The sequence below is a fragment of the Leptothoe sp. PORK10 BA2 genome, from assembly GCF_034932105.1.
Lineage (GTDB): Bacteria > Cyanobacteriota > Cyanobacteriia > Phormidesmidales > Phormidesmidaceae > Leptothoe.
This window is the reverse complement of record NZ_JAYGIG010000114.1, coordinates 221133-239057: the sequence shown is the minus strand read 5'-3', so window position 1 is coordinate 239057 and position 17925 is coordinate 221133. Positions and strand designations below refer to the sequence as shown.

The following is a 17925-nucleotide window of genomic DNA, read 5'->3' as shown; positions in this document are numbered from 1 at the left end:
TTCCCAAAATGGTTGGTTCAGACTAACCTTTGGCACGATTCTCCCATGGCCCACGAGTCACCCAGCCGTTGAAGCTTGGCACCTTAGGCCTGTTTCAACGCCACCAGCCGCAGACGGCGATAGTCCGCGATCCATTGGTGCCCGTCATACAGCTGATCGCGCAAAAGCGTTTCTACACCGCGCAACACGGTTTCAGCCTCATCCGGGGTCAGTCCGGCTAAGAGACCCCCGCCAAACATTTTGAGCCAGTTGGCTAGGCCCCGGTCACCCTCGTTGAGGGGCGTGGGACGATCGATCAGGACGGCAAAGGTCACCTCCATACCCTGGCGCTCCAACAGCTGGGCATACTCGCCAATGGACGGAAAGTACCAGGGGTTCAGGCTGGTCTGCTCTCTCACGGTTTCCACCGCACCAATAATTTTTTGCACATTGCCTTTGCCGCCAAACTCCGCCACAAATTTGCCGCCTGGTTTTAGGGCATGGGCAATGGCCTCCACAGCTTTCTCAGGTGGCTTTACCCAGTGCAACACCGCATTGGAAAACACACCATCCACCGACTGCTCCACCTGAAAATTGGTAGCATCCGCCACGGTAAAGGATAGCTGAGGATATTGCTGCTGAGCCCTAGCCACCATGGCCGGATCAGCGTCGATGCCCACCACAGTCGCCCCCGTAGCGGCCAGGGCATGGGTTAGTTCGCCAGTGCCACAGCCCAAGTCGAGAATCCGATCCCCTGGATTAGGGGCCAACAAGTCGATCAAAGCCGTCCCATATTGCCAGACAAAACTGTGTTGGTTTTGATAGCGCTCAGTATCCCAAGATTCAGTTAGCACCTTCCCTTCCCGCTCATTCCCCCTATGGGGTTTGCTCTAAAATCAACTTTAGATCAAACTCTTGCTCAAAGTAGGCTTTTTTGTCATTCACACTCCACACTTCTAGTTCACAGTTGTCCTGCATCTCGGTGGGGGTAAAGCCCAGGGTCATGGTGCGCTTTTTGGGTTCATAGGTGGTTTGGAATTTTGCGATCGCACCCACCCGTCGTCGATCCAGACCCACCGCCACCCGCAACATGGCACTGAGCTGACTGACAATTTTTCGATTTTCCTTCGTCAGCTCTTTGTAGTGCTCATGTTTGAGCTTGGGCGTGCTCTTCCGGTGGTACCGAGCAATGTTGGCAATCAGCTCAATTTCATTACTGGTAAATCCCAACAACTCACCATTCCGAATCAGATAATAGGAATGCTGATGGTGAGAACCATGGCTAACAAAATGGCCACAATTATGGAGCATAGACGCAGCCCATAGGATTTCCCGTTCCAGCGGCCCCCACTGATGCAACACCCCTCGGGTTTGATCAAATAAAGCCAAAGCAAATGTAGCCACCCGTTGACTGTGGGCCGTATCCGCGTGATACTTTTTAGTCGCTTTCAACACACTGCGTTCCCGCACCGACTGCTGATACTGCATTCGGTTTTCAATCAGCCCGTGGGTGAGCATCCAGTCAACCACCAGCCCCTCACGCAAAGCATGTTCGCAAATGGTAATGCGATCCAAATCCAGCAATCGCATCGCTTCCCTTAAAATCACAGCCCCAGGCACAATAATTTCAGCCCGCCGCGCCGAAATCTCCGGCAGCTTTAAACGCTCACTAAAGCTCATGCGCCGCAGCTTCTGAATGCCTCGATCCAACTCATCGATGGTCATGGTGTAGCCATTCAGTCGGGCAGGTAACGTACCTGACTTTTCAATCGCCGTTAAAATCGCCAGGGATTCAACCGTGCCGGAGGTCCCCACCAATGAAAGCGGTTCCCCCGCTACCAGTTTCGTTTTCAGCTCATCTATGTTCGGTTCTAACCGCCCCCGTACATAGGCCTGTAACTGCAAAAATTCTTCCTTACTAATTGGGTTGCTGGTGATCATCTGGGCATTCAGCCGCACCGCCCCCACCTTAGTACTACTCAGAAAGCGATGGCGTTCCCCAGTCCCCAAAATAATCTCCGTGGAACCACCACCAATATCGATGATGACATGGGGTTTGCCATGGAGTTCCATCCCAGACAGGACCCCCAGGTAAATCCGTCGGGCCTCCTCCAGGCCAGAAATCAGATTGATCTCCAGCCCCACTTCTTGCTGCACCCGATCGATAAAGAATTGACCATTGGCGGCTTCCCGAGTAGCACTGGTGGCTACGGCGACAATGTCATCGGCTTGATGACTGTCAGCAATTTGTTTACACCGCTTTAAAGCCGCCACACCCCGGTCCATAGCCTCGTCTGACAAGCAGTTCGTACCAGGACGAAAGTTACCCAGACGCACCGTATCTTTTTCGCAACCAATAATCGTAAAAGCAGGCAACTCCGGTTGAATTTTCGCCACCACCATGTGAACTGAGTTAGTCCCCACATCAATGGCAGCTAAGATTCGTTCCCCCTGGAGCGATCGCCTGAGCTCCATCGAAGTTTCTGAAAGGCGCGGAGGATAGAGCGTTTGGCCTGGGGGAGCAGTGGCTGAGTCAACCATTGTAGTTTTTATGACGATGTGCTAATCATCCTACATTTCCAGTACTTGTACTGAAATCAGACATCAAAGACTTTAGCAGCAGCTTCATATCCTAAAACCATCAACTTTGTAACGTAAAATACAATTCCTTGAATATCCCGTAGACCTGCCATGGGGACCATAAACGGCCAATTCTTTACATAAAAACGCAGGAGAAACCGTATAAGAGGCAATTATGTTAGCCTCTGAATGAGGTATCACATAGAGATATCACATAGAGATATCCCTAAGGGGCAGTTTAAACAGACCCATGCTGTCCGAGTGATTTATCATTTTTGCCCTTAGGAGGCACGTGTTCATGGTTATGGTGGCCCAGGCTCGTCCTAGTGAGCGAGCAGAATTTATTAAGCGTACCTACACCCACCTGGCTGGGGCAGTGGGCGCGTTTGTGATTGTTGAGTTTTTGTTTTTCCAGCTGGGTATTGCAGAACTACTGGCCAATGTCTTTCTCGGTGGAGGCCGATTTGGTTGGCTAGCTCTGCTCGGTGGGTTTGCTCTGCTGGGTTATCTAGCCAGTAACATGGCTGCCAAAGCAGATGATGTGAATACCCAGTACACGGGGCTAGGTCTGTACGTTGTGGGTGAGGCAATTATCTTTGCGCCCCTGCTCTACATGGCAGCATATTTTTCAGATCCATCCGTGATTCCCACCGCCGGAATCATTACCCTATTTTTATTTGGTGGCCTGACGGCAGTAGCCTTCACCTCCGGTAAAGACTTTGCCTTTTTAGGCGGTGTCCTCAAAGTGGGGGGCATGGTGGCCCTGGGCCTGATCGTTTGCAGCCTCCTGTTTGGCTTCTCCCTAGGGTTGTTCTTTTCCTTCTTTATGGTGGCCTTTGCCGCCGCCGCCATCCTGTACAAAACCTCTAACGTCATGCATCGCTATGCCACCAACCAGCATGTGGCCGCATCGTTAGAACTGTTTGCCGCAGTCATGCTCATGTTTTGGTATGTCCTGCGTATTTTGATGTCCTCTCGCCGCTAGACCCTCCCGCCGTTAGGCCCTCCCTCCGCTAGGCCCTCCCTCTATTAGGACTGAGCAGCATCCAAGTCTAACTGGTATCAAAAAAAGCATGCAAAAAGCCCTGACCGTTTGGCCAGGGCTTTTTATTAATCAGCCATGCCCTAGGGGCAATCTCTTGGGGTTGCCCTGCGCTATGGGAAGCAGGCAACCAGGCTTTCCTATTAGTTCAATTTTTTGAGGTTCAGAATTTCATTCCCCACCGACTCATAATGCTGCCACCCCTGTTCAGATCGTTGGTCCTTGACCGCATAAACCGGAACCCCCTGCATGGCAGCTTTTTGAAAGGCAGCTAACCGACTAATGCCAATGTCAAAGGTGGGAATGTCGGCTTCCTTGAGGAGCTTTTTGACCTCGTCCCCAGCCCGGCTCGGTTTTGGAGGAATAGATGTAATTAAAATCCGATACTGACTAGTCTGGATCGATTTGAGATATTCAATGGTCAGCACCAAGGCATCCAAGGACAGAATATCTGGCATGGTGGGCAGCACCAGCAAATCACAGGAGTTGGCCAATGCGGCTAAATCTTCAGTAGTCGGGCGGGCCTGGGTATCGATAATAATGTGCTCGTAGACATCACTTTGGGTTTCCGCCTGCCACTGGTCGACCACCGCAAAGGGCAGTTCTCCCCGGCTGGCCCAGCCTAGGGCAGAGCGGTTAGGATCGGCGTCGATCAGCAACGTCTTTCCCTTGCCTTGGAAAAATGCGGCTAGGTGAATGGCCGTAGTGGTTTTACCAACGCCACCCTTGAAGCTGGCTACCGTGATTATCATGACGTGGGGCCTGTCTTGAACTCGGTGTGAACTCGCTATTAGATTAACGATACAGTTGGAGGGTTGCCGATCCAAGGTGGGTTTCCCTACCCTCGTCGTGCCGCTTTTTAGTTTCGCTTTAAGGGCGCATTCAGTTTAATGGTGCCGATGGCTATTTCAATCCAGTTGCCACACCTTAGGGCCACCCATCACCTCGGATGGCTGATGGGTCAGCGGTTGCCCCAAGGGACCGTGCTATTGCTATCGGGTCCCTTGGGGAGTGGTAAAACCTCATTTACCCAAGGGCTGGGGGCTGGGTTAGGCATTGAGCAGACCATCGATAGTCCCACCTTTACCCTGATTAATGAATATTTGACGGGACGGGTGCCGCTCTACCATGTGGACTTGTATCGCTTGGAAGGAGCAGCAGCGGATAGTCTTTATTTGGAAACTTACTGGGATGGGGAAGAGGTAGAGCCTGGAATACTGGTCATTGAGTGGGCTGAGCGGCTAAATTACTTGCCGGAACAGCCAATTCGGCTTAATTTGACTTACGCGGGTGTTGGCCGCCAGGCTGCACTCAGCTGGCCGGCGGACTGGCACAGTGAGGAATGGAGCAAGCTACGGAAGGTCTTGAAAAGCGATGAAATACTGGTTAATGAAGTCTGAACCGGATGTGTACAGCATTGATGATTTAGAACGCGATCGCAACGAAATCTGGGACGGTGTGCGCAATTACCAGGCCCGCAACTTTTTAAAGTCTATGGCCCTAGGGGACCTCGCCTTCTTGTACCATTCCAACACCAAGCCCCCTGGCATTGCGGGCCTAATGAAAATTAGCGAAGAAATGGTAGTCGATCCCACCCAGTTTGATCAAACCAACAAATACTACGATCCCAAATCTACCCCTGTAGCTCCCCGCTGGCATACCGTTACGGTTACCTATGTTGAAACATTTAAGCACTACATTAGCCTCGATGAGCTCAAGGACAAATTTGACCCCGACGAACTTCAGGTGGTTAAACGAGGAAATCGTCTATCAGTCATGCCCATAACCGAGACAGTAGCAAAACGCATTTTAGCCTTGGCCAAACCGTAAAATCTCTTACGTAAATACCACCATCGTATTGTTACGCAAAGTTGTCATTGCCCCTATTAACCAACTGATTCTGAGTTTTGTTTAAACCACGTCCAAGTTAAAACCTGAAGGTTTCCCACCGAAAAAACTACAGTTCTGAACGTGGAAAAGGTTTAGCACGATCCATCAGATCACTCATATGGGAGAAACAACACTCTCTGGGAAATATAGGTGTATTAAACATTCGCACGTAGCCTATCGATAGACAGTAATGTTCATCGTCACAATACTGTCTATCGGTACCTATCCAACGTGCGGTCCTAGAGCACTTCTTCATGATGAGACAATTTCGCCAGCATCGAATGGGGTGGCAACCTATTCTGTATTTGGCCGTTGCAATTTGGTTGGTTTGGAACGGAGCTGTACTAGCTGCCGATAGTACGCCTGAGGTTCTGCCTGCATCTCTCCAAGTAACTTTGGACACGATATGGGTGCTATTTTGCGCAGTGCTGGTGTTCTTTATGAATGCCGGGTTTGCCATGCTAGAAACCGGGTTCTGCCAGAGTAAAAATGCAGTAAACGTACTGACCAAAAACCTGATTGTCTTTGGTGTAGTCACCCTCTGTTTCTGGGCCATTGGTTTTGGCATCATGTTTGGGGATGGCAACCCTGTAATCGGCTACTCAGGGTTCTTTTTACGGGGCTTAGACTTAAGCCCACTGACGGGGGAGCAATACAGTGGCGTTTTCAGCTCCTTGGACTGGGTCGGGATCCCATTGGAGGCCAAATTCTTCTTCCAATTGGTATTTGCAGGAGCTGCCGCCACCATTGTGTCCGGTGCCGTAGCCGAACGCATTTCGTTCTTTGCCTTTTTTACCTTTAGTGCCATCCTGTCCTTGATCATTTATCCCATGGTGGGCCATTGGGTTTGGGGCGGTGGCTTTCTACAGACCATGGGGTTCTGGGATTTTGCTGGCGCGACGGTAGTCCATAGTGTAGGGGGCTGGGCCGCCCTCATAGGGGCTTGGCTATTAGGACCACGGACGGGTCGCTATGACCAAAATGGTCAGAGGGGAATACCGGGACATAATCTTGCGATCGCCACCCTGGGCGGATTGATTCTCTGGTTCGGTTGGTTTGGGTTCAATGCCGGTTCCAGTATGGCCATGGATCCAGCCGCCGCCAGCCGTATTATTCTCACCACAAATCTAGCCGCTTCTACAGGAGCAGTAGCCGCCGCTATTGTGTCCTGGTTGGTGACCAGTAAACCCGATCTCGGCATGATTATTAACGGCACATTGGCAGGGTTGGTTTCCATTACCGCAAGCTGTGCCTATGTAGCCCCTGTAAGCGCCATCATCATTGGTTTTGTCGGAGGCATGAGCGCTGTCTTCGCAGCTGGTTTATTTGATCGCTGGCACATTGACGATCCCGTCGGGGCCCTACCTGTCCACTTGGTAGGCGGTCTTTGGGGAACATTGGCAGTGGGTTTATTCAGTGTTGGTCCCGGCATTAATCCTTGGCACACCGAGCTATCAGGCCCGGCCCTTGGGGCATTGACTGGGGGGAATATCCAACCTGTCATCACCCAACTGACGGGCATCGCCATTGTGGCTGCCTTTGTGGGCCTAAGCACCCTCTTAAGCTGGTTCCTGTTGCAAGTTAGCTTTGGTTTGCGGGTCTCACTCCGGGCCGAATCCACGGGATTAGATCTCAGCGAGCATGGGGCTGAAGCCTATCCAGACTTCTCTAAACAAGCCTTATTACCCGACTCTCTTTTCCCTACCATGAACAAAGACTTCATGCCATCAGCTACTCCTCCATCCAAACGCTAATGGGTAGAAAATAAAACCAATCGCCATTGAGCTGATCCAAAGTTTTAGGGTCGGGGGGATCAGCCCATACATTTTCAGCTTCGCCACGTCTGTTTACCCTGTCAACAAGATGACACTATCAATGACCACTAAACAGTCTGTCATTACTATTAATGAATTTACGGCAGCAAAACAAAGTCGTCTTTTTGGGCTACTCAAACAGAGTCAGTTCAATGGACAATTACAGCTTACTGCCCATAGCAATGAGTGGACGTTTGAGTTTTACATGGGGCGATTGCTCTATGTAATGGGCGGTAAACAACCGATGCGTCGTTGGTATCGCTATGTAAAACGCTTTTGCCCCGACCTCTACGTAGAACTTTCAACCCTCAAAACTGAGTTAAAAAAGCTATCTAAGCTAGAAGGGAATCAAAACATATCCTGTTGGGAATATCAGCTCCTAAGGTTTTGGTACAATCAACAAAAAATATCTCGTGAACAGATTAGCGATATCATTCAAAGCATTTTTGTAGAAGTCTTCTTCGATATTAGTCAGGCTCGCGAAGTTGAGTATCAGGTCAAACCTGAGAATGGATTATCAAACCAACTTTTGCTGGTGAATGCTGACACCATGATCTATAAAGCCAAAGCGCTTTGGCAATCTTGGCTGGATGCCAAATTAGGCGATCGCTCCCCTGATTTAGCACCGATTATTCGTCATCCCCTAGAACTCAAAAAGCAGGTACCCGAGCCTTTATATCGCACCTTGACCATGATGCTTACGGGTCAACTCACCCTGAGGGATCTCAGCGTTCAGGTGAATCGTGATATTGTCTCCCTTTCAGCCTCGCTGTTACCCCATATTCAGCAAGGTACGGTGGAGTTGATTGAAATTGATGATTTAGGATCACCAGCACCGCCACCAAAATCCACCGATCAGTCACCGAAGGGTCCCCTAATAGCCTGTGTGGATGACAGCCCAGCCATTTGTCGTGCCCTAGAAAAAGTATTGGGAACGGCAGATTATCAAGTTCATTGCATTCAAGATCCCCTTAGGGCGATCGCTGTCTTATTGTCAAAAAAGCCCGCCCTGATTTTCTTAGATCTGGTCATGCCTGGCACTAATGGCTATGAACTCTGCAGCCAGTTACGTCGGATATCTTGCTTCAAAGAAACACCCATTGTAATTTTGACTGGCAACGACGGCATGATTGACCGAGTCAGGGCCAGGATGGTAGGAGCCTCTGCCTTTCTGAGCAAGCCAATCAAGCCGCAACAGGTTCTATCTGTTATTGACAGACAGCTCTCCAAACAAGCATCCGTGGAGATATAAGGTTATGGAATCATAGGCCACCTGCATCTAAACCATTCAATGGGGCACCTCGATTAATTCAAGTTTGTTGAAAAAAGACTCATTTTATTGAGAATAGCGAACGACGTTCCAAGGTTTTCAGACGTTGTTTTTGAGGTCAAGGCACTTAATAGAGGTGACCAATGGTTTCAGGCGTTGTTTTTGAGGTCAAGGCACTTAATAGAGGTAACCACAAGTTTTATTACTCCAGATAGAGATCGCCACTCAGGTCTTGCCAATGGGAATACTGGGGAGGAAGCGTTCTAGGCATTCGCGATAAGGTTTGCCCAGACTAATTTTTTGTTTATTGGAATGGGATACATCCATGGGAATAGCATTAGTTGTTGATGATTCTAAAACTATTCTGGAGATGCTGACTAAATGTCTAATCCAGGACGGTTTGACCGTAATAACAGCAGCCAATGGGGCCGAAGCCATGGCGCAGTTGAACATTCAAATACCCGACATTATTGTACTAGATGTTGTGTTGCCAGACCGTAGTGGGTTTGAAATTTGTCGTGATCTCAAAGCGGAGGATGCCACGAGTAATATTCCTATAATTATCTGTTCTACAAAAGACACTGACATGGATAAGTTTTGGGGCAAGAAGCAGGGGGCAGATGCTTATCTGACCAAACCTATCGATCAAAAAGAGTTATCCAAAACGGTCAAACAACTGATTGGTCGTTAGAAATAGTTCGATCTACACTAAATCGTTGTTGAGCCTTGGGCTCATATTTAAGAGTCGTTGGAAACCATGAAATTGTACCCCCAGGACCTACCTCAAGCGTCAACCATGACGCAGTTTCTAAAATTTAACGTGTCCCCAGACATGACAGCGCTATTGCCAGTCGATCAGATGGTGGCAGTATTGAAAATTGAAGCAGCAAAGATTACAGCCATGCCCCATTTACCTCCTTGGGTAATGGGGATTTATAACTGGCGGGGTGAGGTCCTGTGGATTGTCGATACAGCAAAACTTTTGGGGGTATCGCCCTGGCAACAGCAACCTACATTAACCGCCCGCTACGATGTTTTGCTAATAGAAAAACAACTATCTGAAGAGACAGTCGAACGATGCTGTCTAGGCTTATGGGTTAGAGAAATAGAGGGAATAGAGTTGCTGTCCCTAGATGTTATCCAGTCCCCAACCGTTGTATCTGAGACATTGGTACCGTTTTTGCGCGGCTATTGGTTGAACTCAACTGGTGAGATGTTCACTCTGCTTGATAGTCCAGCAATTTTTGACCGTATGCCGGCTTAGTTCCACCAACTATTCAATCAATTATCCGAGTTCGAGGTATTTTCCATGACATTAAGCACACCAAAACAGCCTGACAGTAGTAATCTCTCCCATGAAGCTTGGGCTGCTGCTGCGACAAAACCATCCGATGACTTATTGAGTAGTTTAGTGACCAAGTCTCCCCTAGAGATGGTGACACACCGATCAGTTCAGGCTGCCCCTCGCCAAGGCAAGCTAAAAGCTTGGTGGCAACAAATGGGCTTAAGAACTAAGGCATCGTTGTTGGCAATACTGTTAGGAACACTGCCGGTGGTGGGGGTGGGAGCAATTGCCTATAGTATTGCCAACCAAGGGTCTTTGGAAAAGTTAGAAGAGCTGGAAAAGATCCGTGTGAATGATCTGCACTTAGTAGTGGATCTCTTTATGAAGGATCGCTATTCGGATATTCAAGTTTTAGCAGGTTTAGATATTTTTGCTGATCCTAAGCTACGGGTGACCGTTACGGATCAAGAAAAGACCGAGGCCCTTGATCAAATGATGGCCGCCTACAACGGTGTCTATAGTAGCATTGCCTTTTTTGACCTCTCCGGTAATCCCATCGCCCAAAGCTCCGAGGGCGAAACATTGAAGAATCACCTCGATCGATCCTATATACAAGCGGCGAAGGCCGCCAATGGGGCAATCCTGAGCCAGCCGTCAATTTCCGCTACATCCGGTGAATTTAGTATATATTCGGCATCCGTCGTAAAAGACCAAGTAACGGGTCAACCCATCGGATACGTGCGTGCTCGTATTCCGGTCAAAGCCTTACAAACATCCTTGACTAGCTTTGGTAATGAGGGTAACGATTATTATCTAGCGAGCGCGTCAGGAGAGGTCTTTCTTTCTAGTGACACGGATTATATTATTCCGGTTAATTCAACTGGCCAACCCGTGGACCTATCCACAGCCGTGGATGTCAAGGTTTTATCCCTATCCGATATTTTTCCAGATGTTGCGGGTGTTTTCCGTGGTGAGAGCAGTGAAACTGTAGAAGCGAAAAACGTTCTCACAGGTATAGACGAGTTGGTGGGCTTTGCCCCTGGAGTAGCTGTTGAGGGCCTGCCTGATTTAAGCTGGAGTGCCGTAACCTCAGTGGATTTGGCATTGTTGCAGGTCGCTCAGAAACGATTGTTTTTTGCAATCGCCCTAGGAACCCTAGCTGCCGCAGGTGTAGCAACAGGTCTAGCCGTTTGGTCAACTCGCCGCTTCACAAACCCAATTTTACAAGCCGCTGACGCGGTAACTAGAATTGGTAAAGGAGATTTACGCACCCGTTTAGAAGTTTCTGGCCAAGACGAACTCGCCCAACTGGGGGGTAACATCAACCAAATGGCCGCACAGCTAAAACAGTTTAACAATGAGCAACAGGCCACAGCACAGCAGTCAAAACTACTGGCCTCAGCTACTGCAATCACCGGCGATTTAGACAGTGAAAATAATCAGACTCAGCTCAATCTATTTGTTGAGCAGGTACGTACCTTTCTGCATTCCGATCGGGTGGCACTGTATCGCCTCGAAGATCATCAGATACTCAGCCAGAATGAATCAATCACAGCGAATCAACCCAGTATTTTTGATGAGAGCATACCGGCCTTAAATCTTTCTCAAACTGAAATTGAGAATTATACCAATGGTCAGTTGTTGATTGCCGATGATATTGCCATTGCCGAATTATCTGAGGAATTAGGCCAGCGATGGCAGGCTCTGCAGGTTAAGTCTGCTTTGGTAGTCCCAGTCATCAATCAATCTCGATTGTTTGGGTTATTGACAATTCATCATGCCCAAGGATTGCACATCTGGACAGCTCCAGAGATTAGCTTTTGTAGCCAGCTAGGCCGCCAGCTGGGCGTCCTTATGACGGTACAACAATTTTCCACCCTAGCAGCAGAACAAAAAGAGCTAAAAGAGAACCTTCAGCAACGTGCCCTAGCACTCATGCTAGAAGTCGACCCTGTCAGCCAAGGTGATCTGACCGTGAGAGCCCAGGTCACAGCGGACGAAATAGGCACCATTGCTGATTCTTACAATGCCACCATTTCAAGCTTGAAAAAAATTGTAGAGCAAGTACAGACGGCGTCGCAGCAGGTAACCACGACCGCCAGTCAAAATGAATCCTCCGTCCAAGATCTTTCCCTGGCCGCACAACAGCAAACCCAAGAGATTTCCACTGCCCTTGAGCAATTAGACCAAGTGGTTGAGTCTATTCGAGCGGTAGCTGCCAACGCCGATCAAGCCGAGGCCATTGTAAAACAAACAACAGCGACCGTAGCATCTAGCGATGCGGCCATGAACCGCACCGTAGAAGGCATTATTGCCATTCGGGAAACGGTCGCGGCTACGGCCAAAAAGGTAAAACGGCTAGGTGAATCATCCCAAAAGATTTCCGGCGTAGTTAACCTGATTAATGAATTTGCAGCCCAAACCAACCTGCTCGCCTTAAACGCATCCATTGAGGCAGCTCGTGCCGGGGAAGAGGGGAGAGGTTTTGCCGTAGTTGCAGACGAAGTACGTTCATTGGCACGACAGTCGGCAGAAGCAACGACAGAAATTGAGAATCTGGTGGCCGAAATTCAGGCAGAAACCAATGAAGTGGTCAAAGCAATGGAATTAGGAACCGAGCAGGTTGTTGTTGGTACCCAACTGGTGGACGAGACTCGTGACAGCTTGAATAGCATTGCCCAGGTGACCACAGAAATGAAGACCTTAGTCAATTCCATTGCCCAGGCCACCATGTCCCAATCCGCGAGTTCTGAGAGTGTTACCAACGTCATGAAAGATTTAGCTAATATTGCTCAGAAAACATCGTCCGATGCCAATAAAGTATCCACATCCTTTAGGGACCTGCTAGAAATCTCCCAAACTCTACAGGAAAGTGTCCGTCGGTTTAAGGTGAACTAGGCCAACACCATGCTGTTTCAAACCTTATCCTCAATGGCTAACTTGTTATGACCATCGATCCCGATATTCGCGATCAGGCCTATCAATTTTTTATTGAAGAAGCGTCTGAACTGTTAGACATTATCGAGACTGGACTGCTAGATCTGCGTCCAGATGTCAGTGTAGCGAAAGTGCATGAGATCATGCGAGCGGCCCATTCCATTAAAGGGGGGGCAGCCAGTGTCGATTTGGACACCATTAAAACTATTGCCCATCGCTTAGAAGATGCCTTTAAGGCGTTGTACAGTGACACGATAATCGTAGATGCTGAGCTAGAAACTCTGTTGCTGCGAGCCTACGATTGCCTACGCCACCCGCTTCAGGCACAAATCGACACGGGTACTTTTAATGAAAAACAGGCCCTAGCAGCATTTGACCTAATTTTTAGCAAGCTAGAAGAGCGCCTTGGCCCAGCTTTAAATGCTGCCGATAGCTTTATGCCAAGTGCCAGCGATCTGGGGATAGACATCGTAGCCTCAATTTTTGAGGTGGATGTAGCTGAGGTATTAACGCAGCTACAAGATGTGTGTGCGAATCCTCACAACTATGATTGTAGTGAAGAGTTACAGATACAACTTGAAGTCTTAGCTGGTTTTGCCGAGCTGGTCGAATTGCCAGGGTTTACGACGCTCATGAATACGGCCCAAGCAGCAGCAGGTCAAAATTTTAATCAACCATTACCGGTGATTGAGCAGATACTGAAGGACGTGGAAAATGCTCGTACCGCCATCCTTGCCGGCGAACGGGAAACACTTAGTGGTCCCTCTGACATTTTACTAGCGATGATCGGTGGTGCCATAGCTGGACCGGATGATCCGACCTGCAGCGATATATCTACCCCAAGGCAAATCAATGAATTGGATTTGGCCAATCTAGATCTTGATGCACTGGATGAATTGGCAACCTATGGAATAGATCCGCCCATAGCTTCATTCGACGCAACTGCCGCCAATCAGCTATCTACCCTAGAGGAAATCTGGTCCATAGAGGCCATGGAGTTTCCGTCCGTAGAACGGATAAATGATGAGATAGACTCGATTCCTAATCCGCCTAATATTAAAGCTCTAGAAGATATATGGGGTGAAGCTGAATCCTCAGCGGCAACATTAGACATTGAGGTCACCGATTTTGAAGCTGTCATGGAGGAATCTCCCCCAGCACCCTTAATAGAGCATTGGTCTGACCCACCATCGTCTCCGCCTCCATCCCCCGAGTCAGAGTCATTAGCAGACATGCCCAATGATTCTGAGGACTTCAACCCATACTGGCCAGAACTGGCTGAATTATCAGAACTGGCTGAATTATCAGAACTGGCTGAATTATCAGAACTGGCTGAATTATCAGAGCTGGCTGAACCAGATTTGGCTGACCCAGAGCTGGCTGACCCAGAGCTGGCTGAATTAGAGCTGGCTAAACCAGAGCTGGCTGCATCAAAGTTGGCTGAATTATCAGAGCTGGCTGAACCAGATTTGGCTAAACCAGAGCTGGCTGCATCAAAGTTGGCTGAATCAGCGCTGACTGAACTAGAACTGGCAGATTCAGAGCTCACTGAATCTGCGCTAACAGTAGCGAAAGTTCCTAACCCTAGCCCTAAAACGGTCCCCAACACCATTGAGTCTGCCGTAAACTTCATTGGCGATGTTTATGACGCATTGCCCAGTCTGCCGACTGAAGTTTTCCCTATCGCCCCACCACCTCAGGTAACGGCACCCGGTTTTAAATCAGCGGCCTCAAAGCCACAACCCAGGTTATCCGCTAAAGTTGACCTGAACCGCCTGGAAAGGATGGATAAGTTGGTGGGAGAGTTATCCATTAACCGCAACAGTCTATCGTTACAGAATGATCAGTTCCAGTACACGGTTCGCCAGCTGGGAAAAAGGTTTGCATCATTTCGCACCATTGTTAAACAGCTACAAAGTCTGTCGGATCAACTCTTGATCGCGCCTGACAGACCGATAGCTGAAGCAGTGTCTGATATGACCTCAACGGCTTTTGACTCTTTAGAAATGGACAGCTATGGCGAAATAAACTTCCTGCTCGAAGGAGTATTAGAAGAGGTTTTCCAATTAGCCGAATCGATTGATGACGTGGCTTTGTTCGCGGGCCAGTCAAATCAGCTACTCGAACATCAGCACCGTACCCTTACCCAGCTGAGAGAGGAGCTGATGTGGTCACGAATGGTGCCTTTAGATCGGATATTAAAGCGATTTCCCCGAGTGATGAGAGAGCTGGCAACCAGTTATCAAAAACCGGTTCAACTCAATCTCATAGGCACAGATGTTTTAGTTGATCGAGTCATGCTCGAAAAACTCTATGATCCGTTGTTGCATTTGTTACGTAACGCGTTTGATCATGGTATTGAGAACACCAACGAACGACTCGCGTTAGGTAAACCGGCAGAAGGGACCATCGAGGTCCGGGCATATCACCAGGGTAACTATACTGTCATTGAAGTTGGCGATGATGGCAAAGGACTGGATATTAATCGGATTAGCCAGCGGGCTGTCGACTTACAACTGCGTTCACCAGAGCAATTAGCGGCCATGTCAAAGCAGCAAATTCAGCAGCTGATCTTTGAGCCCGGTTTCTCCACCGCCAGTAAGGTCAGTGAACTCTCAGGGCGCGGAGTGGGGCTTGATATTGTGAAAGAGAATTTACAGGCTTTTAATGGCAAGCTCTTGCTCACAACACATCCTGAGAAGGGGACTACATTCTTTCTCAAAATTCCCCTTACCCTCACCCTGACAAAACTGGTCATCGGCAGCATTGGGACTACGGCAGTGGCACTTGCCTCGGACAGTATTGAGGAAATTATCAAGCCGACGGACAATCAACTGAAATTCTCCAGTGGCAAGCAATTTCTCCATTGGCGGGAGCAACTCATCCCTGTTTATGACTTAGCAGAGCATCTGAATTATCAGTGCCAAGTCTCTGAGCAACTACCCCAGGAGTTGCAGAGAAGACATAAAACCCAGGGGCAAAACACAATGCTGATTATTCCGCAAGGCGATGGAAGATTAGCGCTGGGTTTAGAGCAGATTGTGACTGAACAGGAGCTAGTGATTAAACCGCTGGGTAAGGCCATTGCCGCACCAAGTTATATCAATGGCTGTACATTATTGGCCGATGGTAGCCTGGTGCCGATTATTGATGGGGCAGCGGTGGTGCAGTTTGAGGCTAGATCATTTGGGACCAGAAAACTTGGAACCGGAGTATCAATGCCACGATCCAGCCAGTCCCAGCGGACACAGGCTCAAACCCTGATGATTATTGATGATTCATCCGCCCTCCGCCGCACCCTAGCCCTAACCTTGAGCAAGGCAGGGTATCAGGTACTGCAGGCAAAGGATGGTCGCGATGGGGTGGAGCAACTGCAAGGAGGTGCTCTGCCGGATCTGATCATCTGTGATGTGGAAATGCCCCGCCTGAATGGGTTTGAGTTTCTAAGTCAGCGGCGAAATAATGTGGCCTGGGCCAAGATTCCAACGGTGATGCTAACGTCCCGTGGTAACCACAAACACAAGACCCTGGCTAAACATCTGGGGGCCACTGACTACTTTACTAAACCCTACATTGAGAAGGAGTTTGTAGGTGCGATCGCAACCCATCTACAGCAACAGCCATGACTATCCAAACCCTTGCCAACGACGTCAAAACCCTAAGGCTCATCACCATGGGTCTCGGTCAATTAACCATTGCCTGCCGGATTGAGACCGTCTATAAGGTGGTCGCCCAATCTCAAATCCATAGCAGTGGCCTAGGATATACAGGATTGACCCACATCGATGGTCATGCCGTCGTGGTGGTTGATCTCCATCACAAACTATTCAACATATCCATTACGGAGCAGCGAGGCTACTTTGTCATCCTCAAACCCCAGGTAGGAGATCTGGTGGCGATTCCGGTGACAACATCACCCAATATGATGGACGTCCCCCGAGACCATATCAAGGTCTTACCAGAAGCCTATCGTCAATCCGACACCCTCAATATTGCTAGCCACGTGGCTGTAGTTCCCCAGGGCGATAAAACGCTTACCCTATTTGTGATCGATGAAAATATCCTAATCTAAGCACACCCCAAACCAGGAAAATCTTCTATCCCGTAAAGGTCTTCCCCAATAATGTTCCAGGGTTGCCAGTTAGAAATTCTGGGATTTCAGCCAATCCAATATCAACCCATTAACCAACTCTGGGCGTTCATCATGGGGGCAATGCCCTGTGTCCGGAATCGATTGAAACGTTACGGACTGCTCAGGATCATCGGCCATTGATTGATAGAGCTTCGCACCTTGAATCGGGGTCCAGGGATCGGTTTCCCCCCAAAGGACTAGCAGTGGGTGCTGAATCTGAGGCAAAAGTTCACTGGGACGGGGCCCTGGCGGAGCCGTCAAAATCGAAGCAAAAACCTTTTGAGCCCCCAGATCACAGGAAGGACGATAGAGGATTTCCACCAATTCAGGCGTAATGGCATCGCGGTTGCCATAGACCTGCTTGAGGGCACCACGGATGCGAAATCGCTGCCGTACCTGATCAAAAATCAGCGGGCCTAAGACCGAATTACTAACAACTTTACTAAACAGCCCCATGACAACACTGAGGGGGCGGGGTAAATCTTCGGGGCGATGGTTAAGGCTGCCAGCACAGTTGAGCAGCACCCCACCCTGGGCTATGTCAGGGGAGTTAGCCAACGTCATCAACACCAAAAGACCACCGATGGAATTTCCCACAAAAACAGCCGGAACACCGATGTGATAGTGCCAAAAATCCCGCAGGAGAACTTCCCAAAGATCTAACGAATAATCTAGGGCTGGTTTTTCAGATCCGCCAAATCCCAGTAGATCTAGGGCATAGACTTGATAGCCTGCTGCGGCCAAAACAGGAATATTTTTACGCCAGTGACCAATGGAGGCCCCAAACCCATGGATCAACACTAAGGGCACACCATATCCCTCAACGGTGTAACAAATGTCGTAACCTCGCCAGTTCCAAATTGTTTGCTGGCTTTGGCCAATTCCCTTAGCAGATGGGGGATTCGAGGAGCTAAGGGAATCTAAATCACGGGATGTCAGGGGATGATTAACGGTTTGGCCGGTCATGCCTACAGATACGCGCTATGATTTCGAGCT

At 49.1% G+C, this 17925-nt stretch carries 14 protein-coding genes; 10 read left to right on the top strand and 4 right to left on the bottom strand.

Features of this window, described 5'->3' with window-relative positions; translation table 11 throughout:
* Positions 1 to 83: 83 nt before the first annotated feature.
* Together VB741_RS15895 and VB741_RS15890 are read right to left on the bottom strand one after the other, a co-directional pair.
* Positions 84 to 833: a class I SAM-dependent methyltransferase gene (locus VB741_RS15895; protein WP_323366157.1), complete on the bottom strand. Its 750-nt coding sequence runs from the start codon at positions 831 to 833 to the stop codon at positions 84 to 86.
* Positions 834 to 855: 22 nt separating this feature from the next.
* The gene (locus VB741_RS15890; RefSeq protein WP_323366156.1) at positions 856 to 2520 is read right to left on the bottom strand and encodes a Ppx/GppA phosphatase family protein; all 1665 of its coding nucleotides are present in this window, start codon (positions 2518 to 2520) and stop codon (positions 856 to 858) included.
* A 337-nt stretch (positions 2521 to 2857) separates the two neighbouring features.
* Here VB741_RS15890 and VB741_RS15885 point away from each other — a divergent pair, with 337 nt between their 5' ends.
* The gene (locus tag VB741_RS15885; RefSeq protein ID WP_323366155.1) at positions 2858 to 3544 is read left to right on the top strand and encodes a Bax inhibitor-1/YccA family protein; all 687 of its coding nucleotides are present in this window, start codon (positions 2858 to 2860) and stop codon (positions 3542 to 3544) included.
* Between the two features lie 200 nt (positions 3545 to 3744).
* On the opposite strand, the gene VB741_RS15880 is transcribed toward VB741_RS15885, so the two are convergent.
* Positions 3745 to 4353 carry a ParA family protein gene (locus tag VB741_RS15880; protein ID WP_323366154.1) on the bottom strand — a complete coding sequence of 203 codons (609 nt, stop codon included), beginning with the start codon at positions 4351 to 4353 and terminating at the stop codon, positions 3745 to 3747.
* Positions 4354 to 4500: 147 nt separating this feature from the next.
* Between VB741_RS15880 and tsaE the strand changes: the two genes are divergently transcribed.
* From tsaE to VB741_RS15835, 9 genes are all read left to right on the top strand, one after another.
* The gene (gene tsaE / locus VB741_RS15875; protein WP_323366153.1) at positions 4501 to 5001 is read left to right on the top strand and encodes a tRNA (adenosine(37)-N6)-threonylcarbamoyltransferase complex ATPase subunit type 1 TsaE; all 501 of its coding nucleotides are present in this window, start codon (positions 4501 to 4503) and stop codon (positions 4999 to 5001) included.
* Entirely contained in the window at positions 4976 to 5431 is a 456-nt protein-coding gene (locus VB741_RS15870; RefSeq protein WP_323366152.1) for an EVE domain-containing protein, read from the top strand. The genes tsaE and VB741_RS15870 overlap by 26 nt, the downstream gene beginning before the upstream one ends.
* A 314-nt stretch (positions 5432 to 5745) precedes the next feature.
* A complete protein-coding gene (locus tag VB741_RS15865; protein WP_323366151.1) occupies positions 5746 to 7245 on the top strand; it encodes an ammonium transporter in 1500 nt (499 codons plus the stop codon).
* A 109-nt stretch (positions 7246 to 7354) separates the two neighbouring features.
* A complete protein-coding gene (locus tag VB741_RS15860) occupies positions 7355 to 8557 on the top strand; it encodes a response regulator (protein WP_323366150.1) in 1203 nt (400 codons plus the stop codon).
* 343 nt (positions 8558 to 8900) lie between these two features.
* A complete protein-coding gene (locus VB741_RS15855) occupies positions 8901 to 9266 on the top strand; it encodes a response regulator transcription factor (protein WP_323366149.1) in 366 nt (121 codons plus the stop codon).
* Positions 9267 to 9371: 105 nt separating this feature from the next.
* Positions 9372 to 9839 carry a CheW domain-containing protein gene (locus VB741_RS15850; protein ID WP_323366148.1) on the top strand — a complete coding sequence of 156 codons (468 nt, stop codon included), beginning with the start codon at positions 9372 to 9374 and terminating at the stop codon, positions 9837 to 9839.
* A gap of 45 nt (positions 9840 to 9884) precedes the next feature.
* The gene (locus VB741_RS15845; RefSeq protein ID WP_323366147.1) at positions 9885 to 12758 is read left to right on the top strand and encodes a methyl-accepting chemotaxis protein; all 2874 of its coding nucleotides are present in this window, start codon (positions 9885 to 9887) and stop codon (positions 12756 to 12758) included.
* A 47-nt stretch (positions 12759 to 12805) separates the two neighbouring features.
* Complete coding sequence (locus tag VB741_RS15840; protein WP_323366146.1) at positions 12806 to 16423, top strand: hybrid sensor histidine kinase/response regulator; 3618 nt, start codon at positions 12806 to 12808, stop codon at positions 16421 to 16423.
* On the top strand, positions 16420 to 16869 hold the full coding sequence (locus VB741_RS15835) for a hypothetical protein (protein ID WP_323366145.1): 450 nt from the start codon (positions 16420 to 16422) through the stop codon (positions 16867 to 16869). Before VB741_RS15840 ends, VB741_RS15835 begins: the two co-directional genes overlap by 4 nt.
* 69 nt (positions 16870 to 16938) lie before the next feature.
* Here VB741_RS15835 and VB741_RS15830 read toward each other — a convergent pair whose 3' ends face one another.
* Positions 16939 to 17895 (bottom strand): alpha/beta fold hydrolase, encoded by a 957-nt coding sequence (locus VB741_RS15830; protein ID WP_323366144.1) that lies wholly within the window; start codon positions 17893 to 17895, stop codon positions 16939 to 16941.
* Positions 17896 to 17925: the final 30 nt, after the last annotated feature.

What these genes read in the sequence shown, in the direction of transcription:
- VB741_RS15890 (WP_323366156.1), bottom strand. Translation starts at nt 2,520, where the DNA reads ATGGTTGACTCAGCCACTGCTCCCCCAGGCCAAACGCTCTATCCTCCG.
- VB741_RS15885 (WP_323366155.1), top strand. Translation starts at nt 2,858, where the DNA reads ATGGTTATGGTGGCCCAGGCTCGTCCTAGTGAGCGAGCAGAATTTATT.
- VB741_RS15880 (WP_323366154.1), bottom strand. Translation starts at nt 4,353, where the DNA reads ATGATAATCACGGTAGCCAGCTTCAAGGGTGGCGTTGGTAAAACCACT.
- tsaE (WP_323366153.1), top strand. Translation starts at nt 4,501, where the DNA reads ATGGCTATTTCAATCCAGTTGCCACACCTTAGGGCCACCCATCACCTC.
- VB741_RS15870 (WP_323366152.1), top strand. Translation starts at nt 4,976, where the DNA reads ATGAAATACTGGTTAATGAAGTCTGAACCGGATGTGTACAGCATTGAT.
- VB741_RS15865 (WP_323366151.1), top strand. Translation starts at nt 5,746, where the DNA reads ATGATGAGACAATTTCGCCAGCATCGAATGGGGTGGCAACCTATTCTG.
- VB741_RS15860 (WP_323366150.1), top strand. Translation starts at nt 7,355, where the DNA reads ATGACACTATCAATGACCACTAAACAGTCTGTCATTACTATTAATGAA.
- VB741_RS15855 (WP_323366149.1), top strand. Translation starts at nt 8,901, where the DNA reads ATGGGAATAGCATTAGTTGTTGATGATTCTAAAACTATTCTGGAGATG.
- VB741_RS15850 (WP_323366148.1), top strand. Translation starts at nt 9,372, where the DNA reads ATGACGCAGTTTCTAAAATTTAACGTGTCCCCAGACATGACAGCGCTA.
- VB741_RS15845 (WP_323366147.1), top strand. Translation starts at nt 9,885, where the DNA reads ATGACATTAAGCACACCAAAACAGCCTGACAGTAGTAATCTCTCCCAT.
- VB741_RS15840 (WP_323366146.1), top strand. Translation starts at nt 12,806, where the DNA reads ATGACCATCGATCCCGATATTCGCGATCAGGCCTATCAATTTTTTATT.
- VB741_RS15835 (WP_323366145.1), top strand. Translation starts at nt 16,420, where the DNA reads ATGACTATCCAAACCCTTGCCAACGACGTCAAAACCCTAAGGCTCATC.
- VB741_RS15830 (WP_323366144.1), bottom strand. Translation starts at nt 17,895, where the DNA reads ATGACCGGCCAAACCGTTAATCATCCCCTGACATCCCGTGATTTAGAT.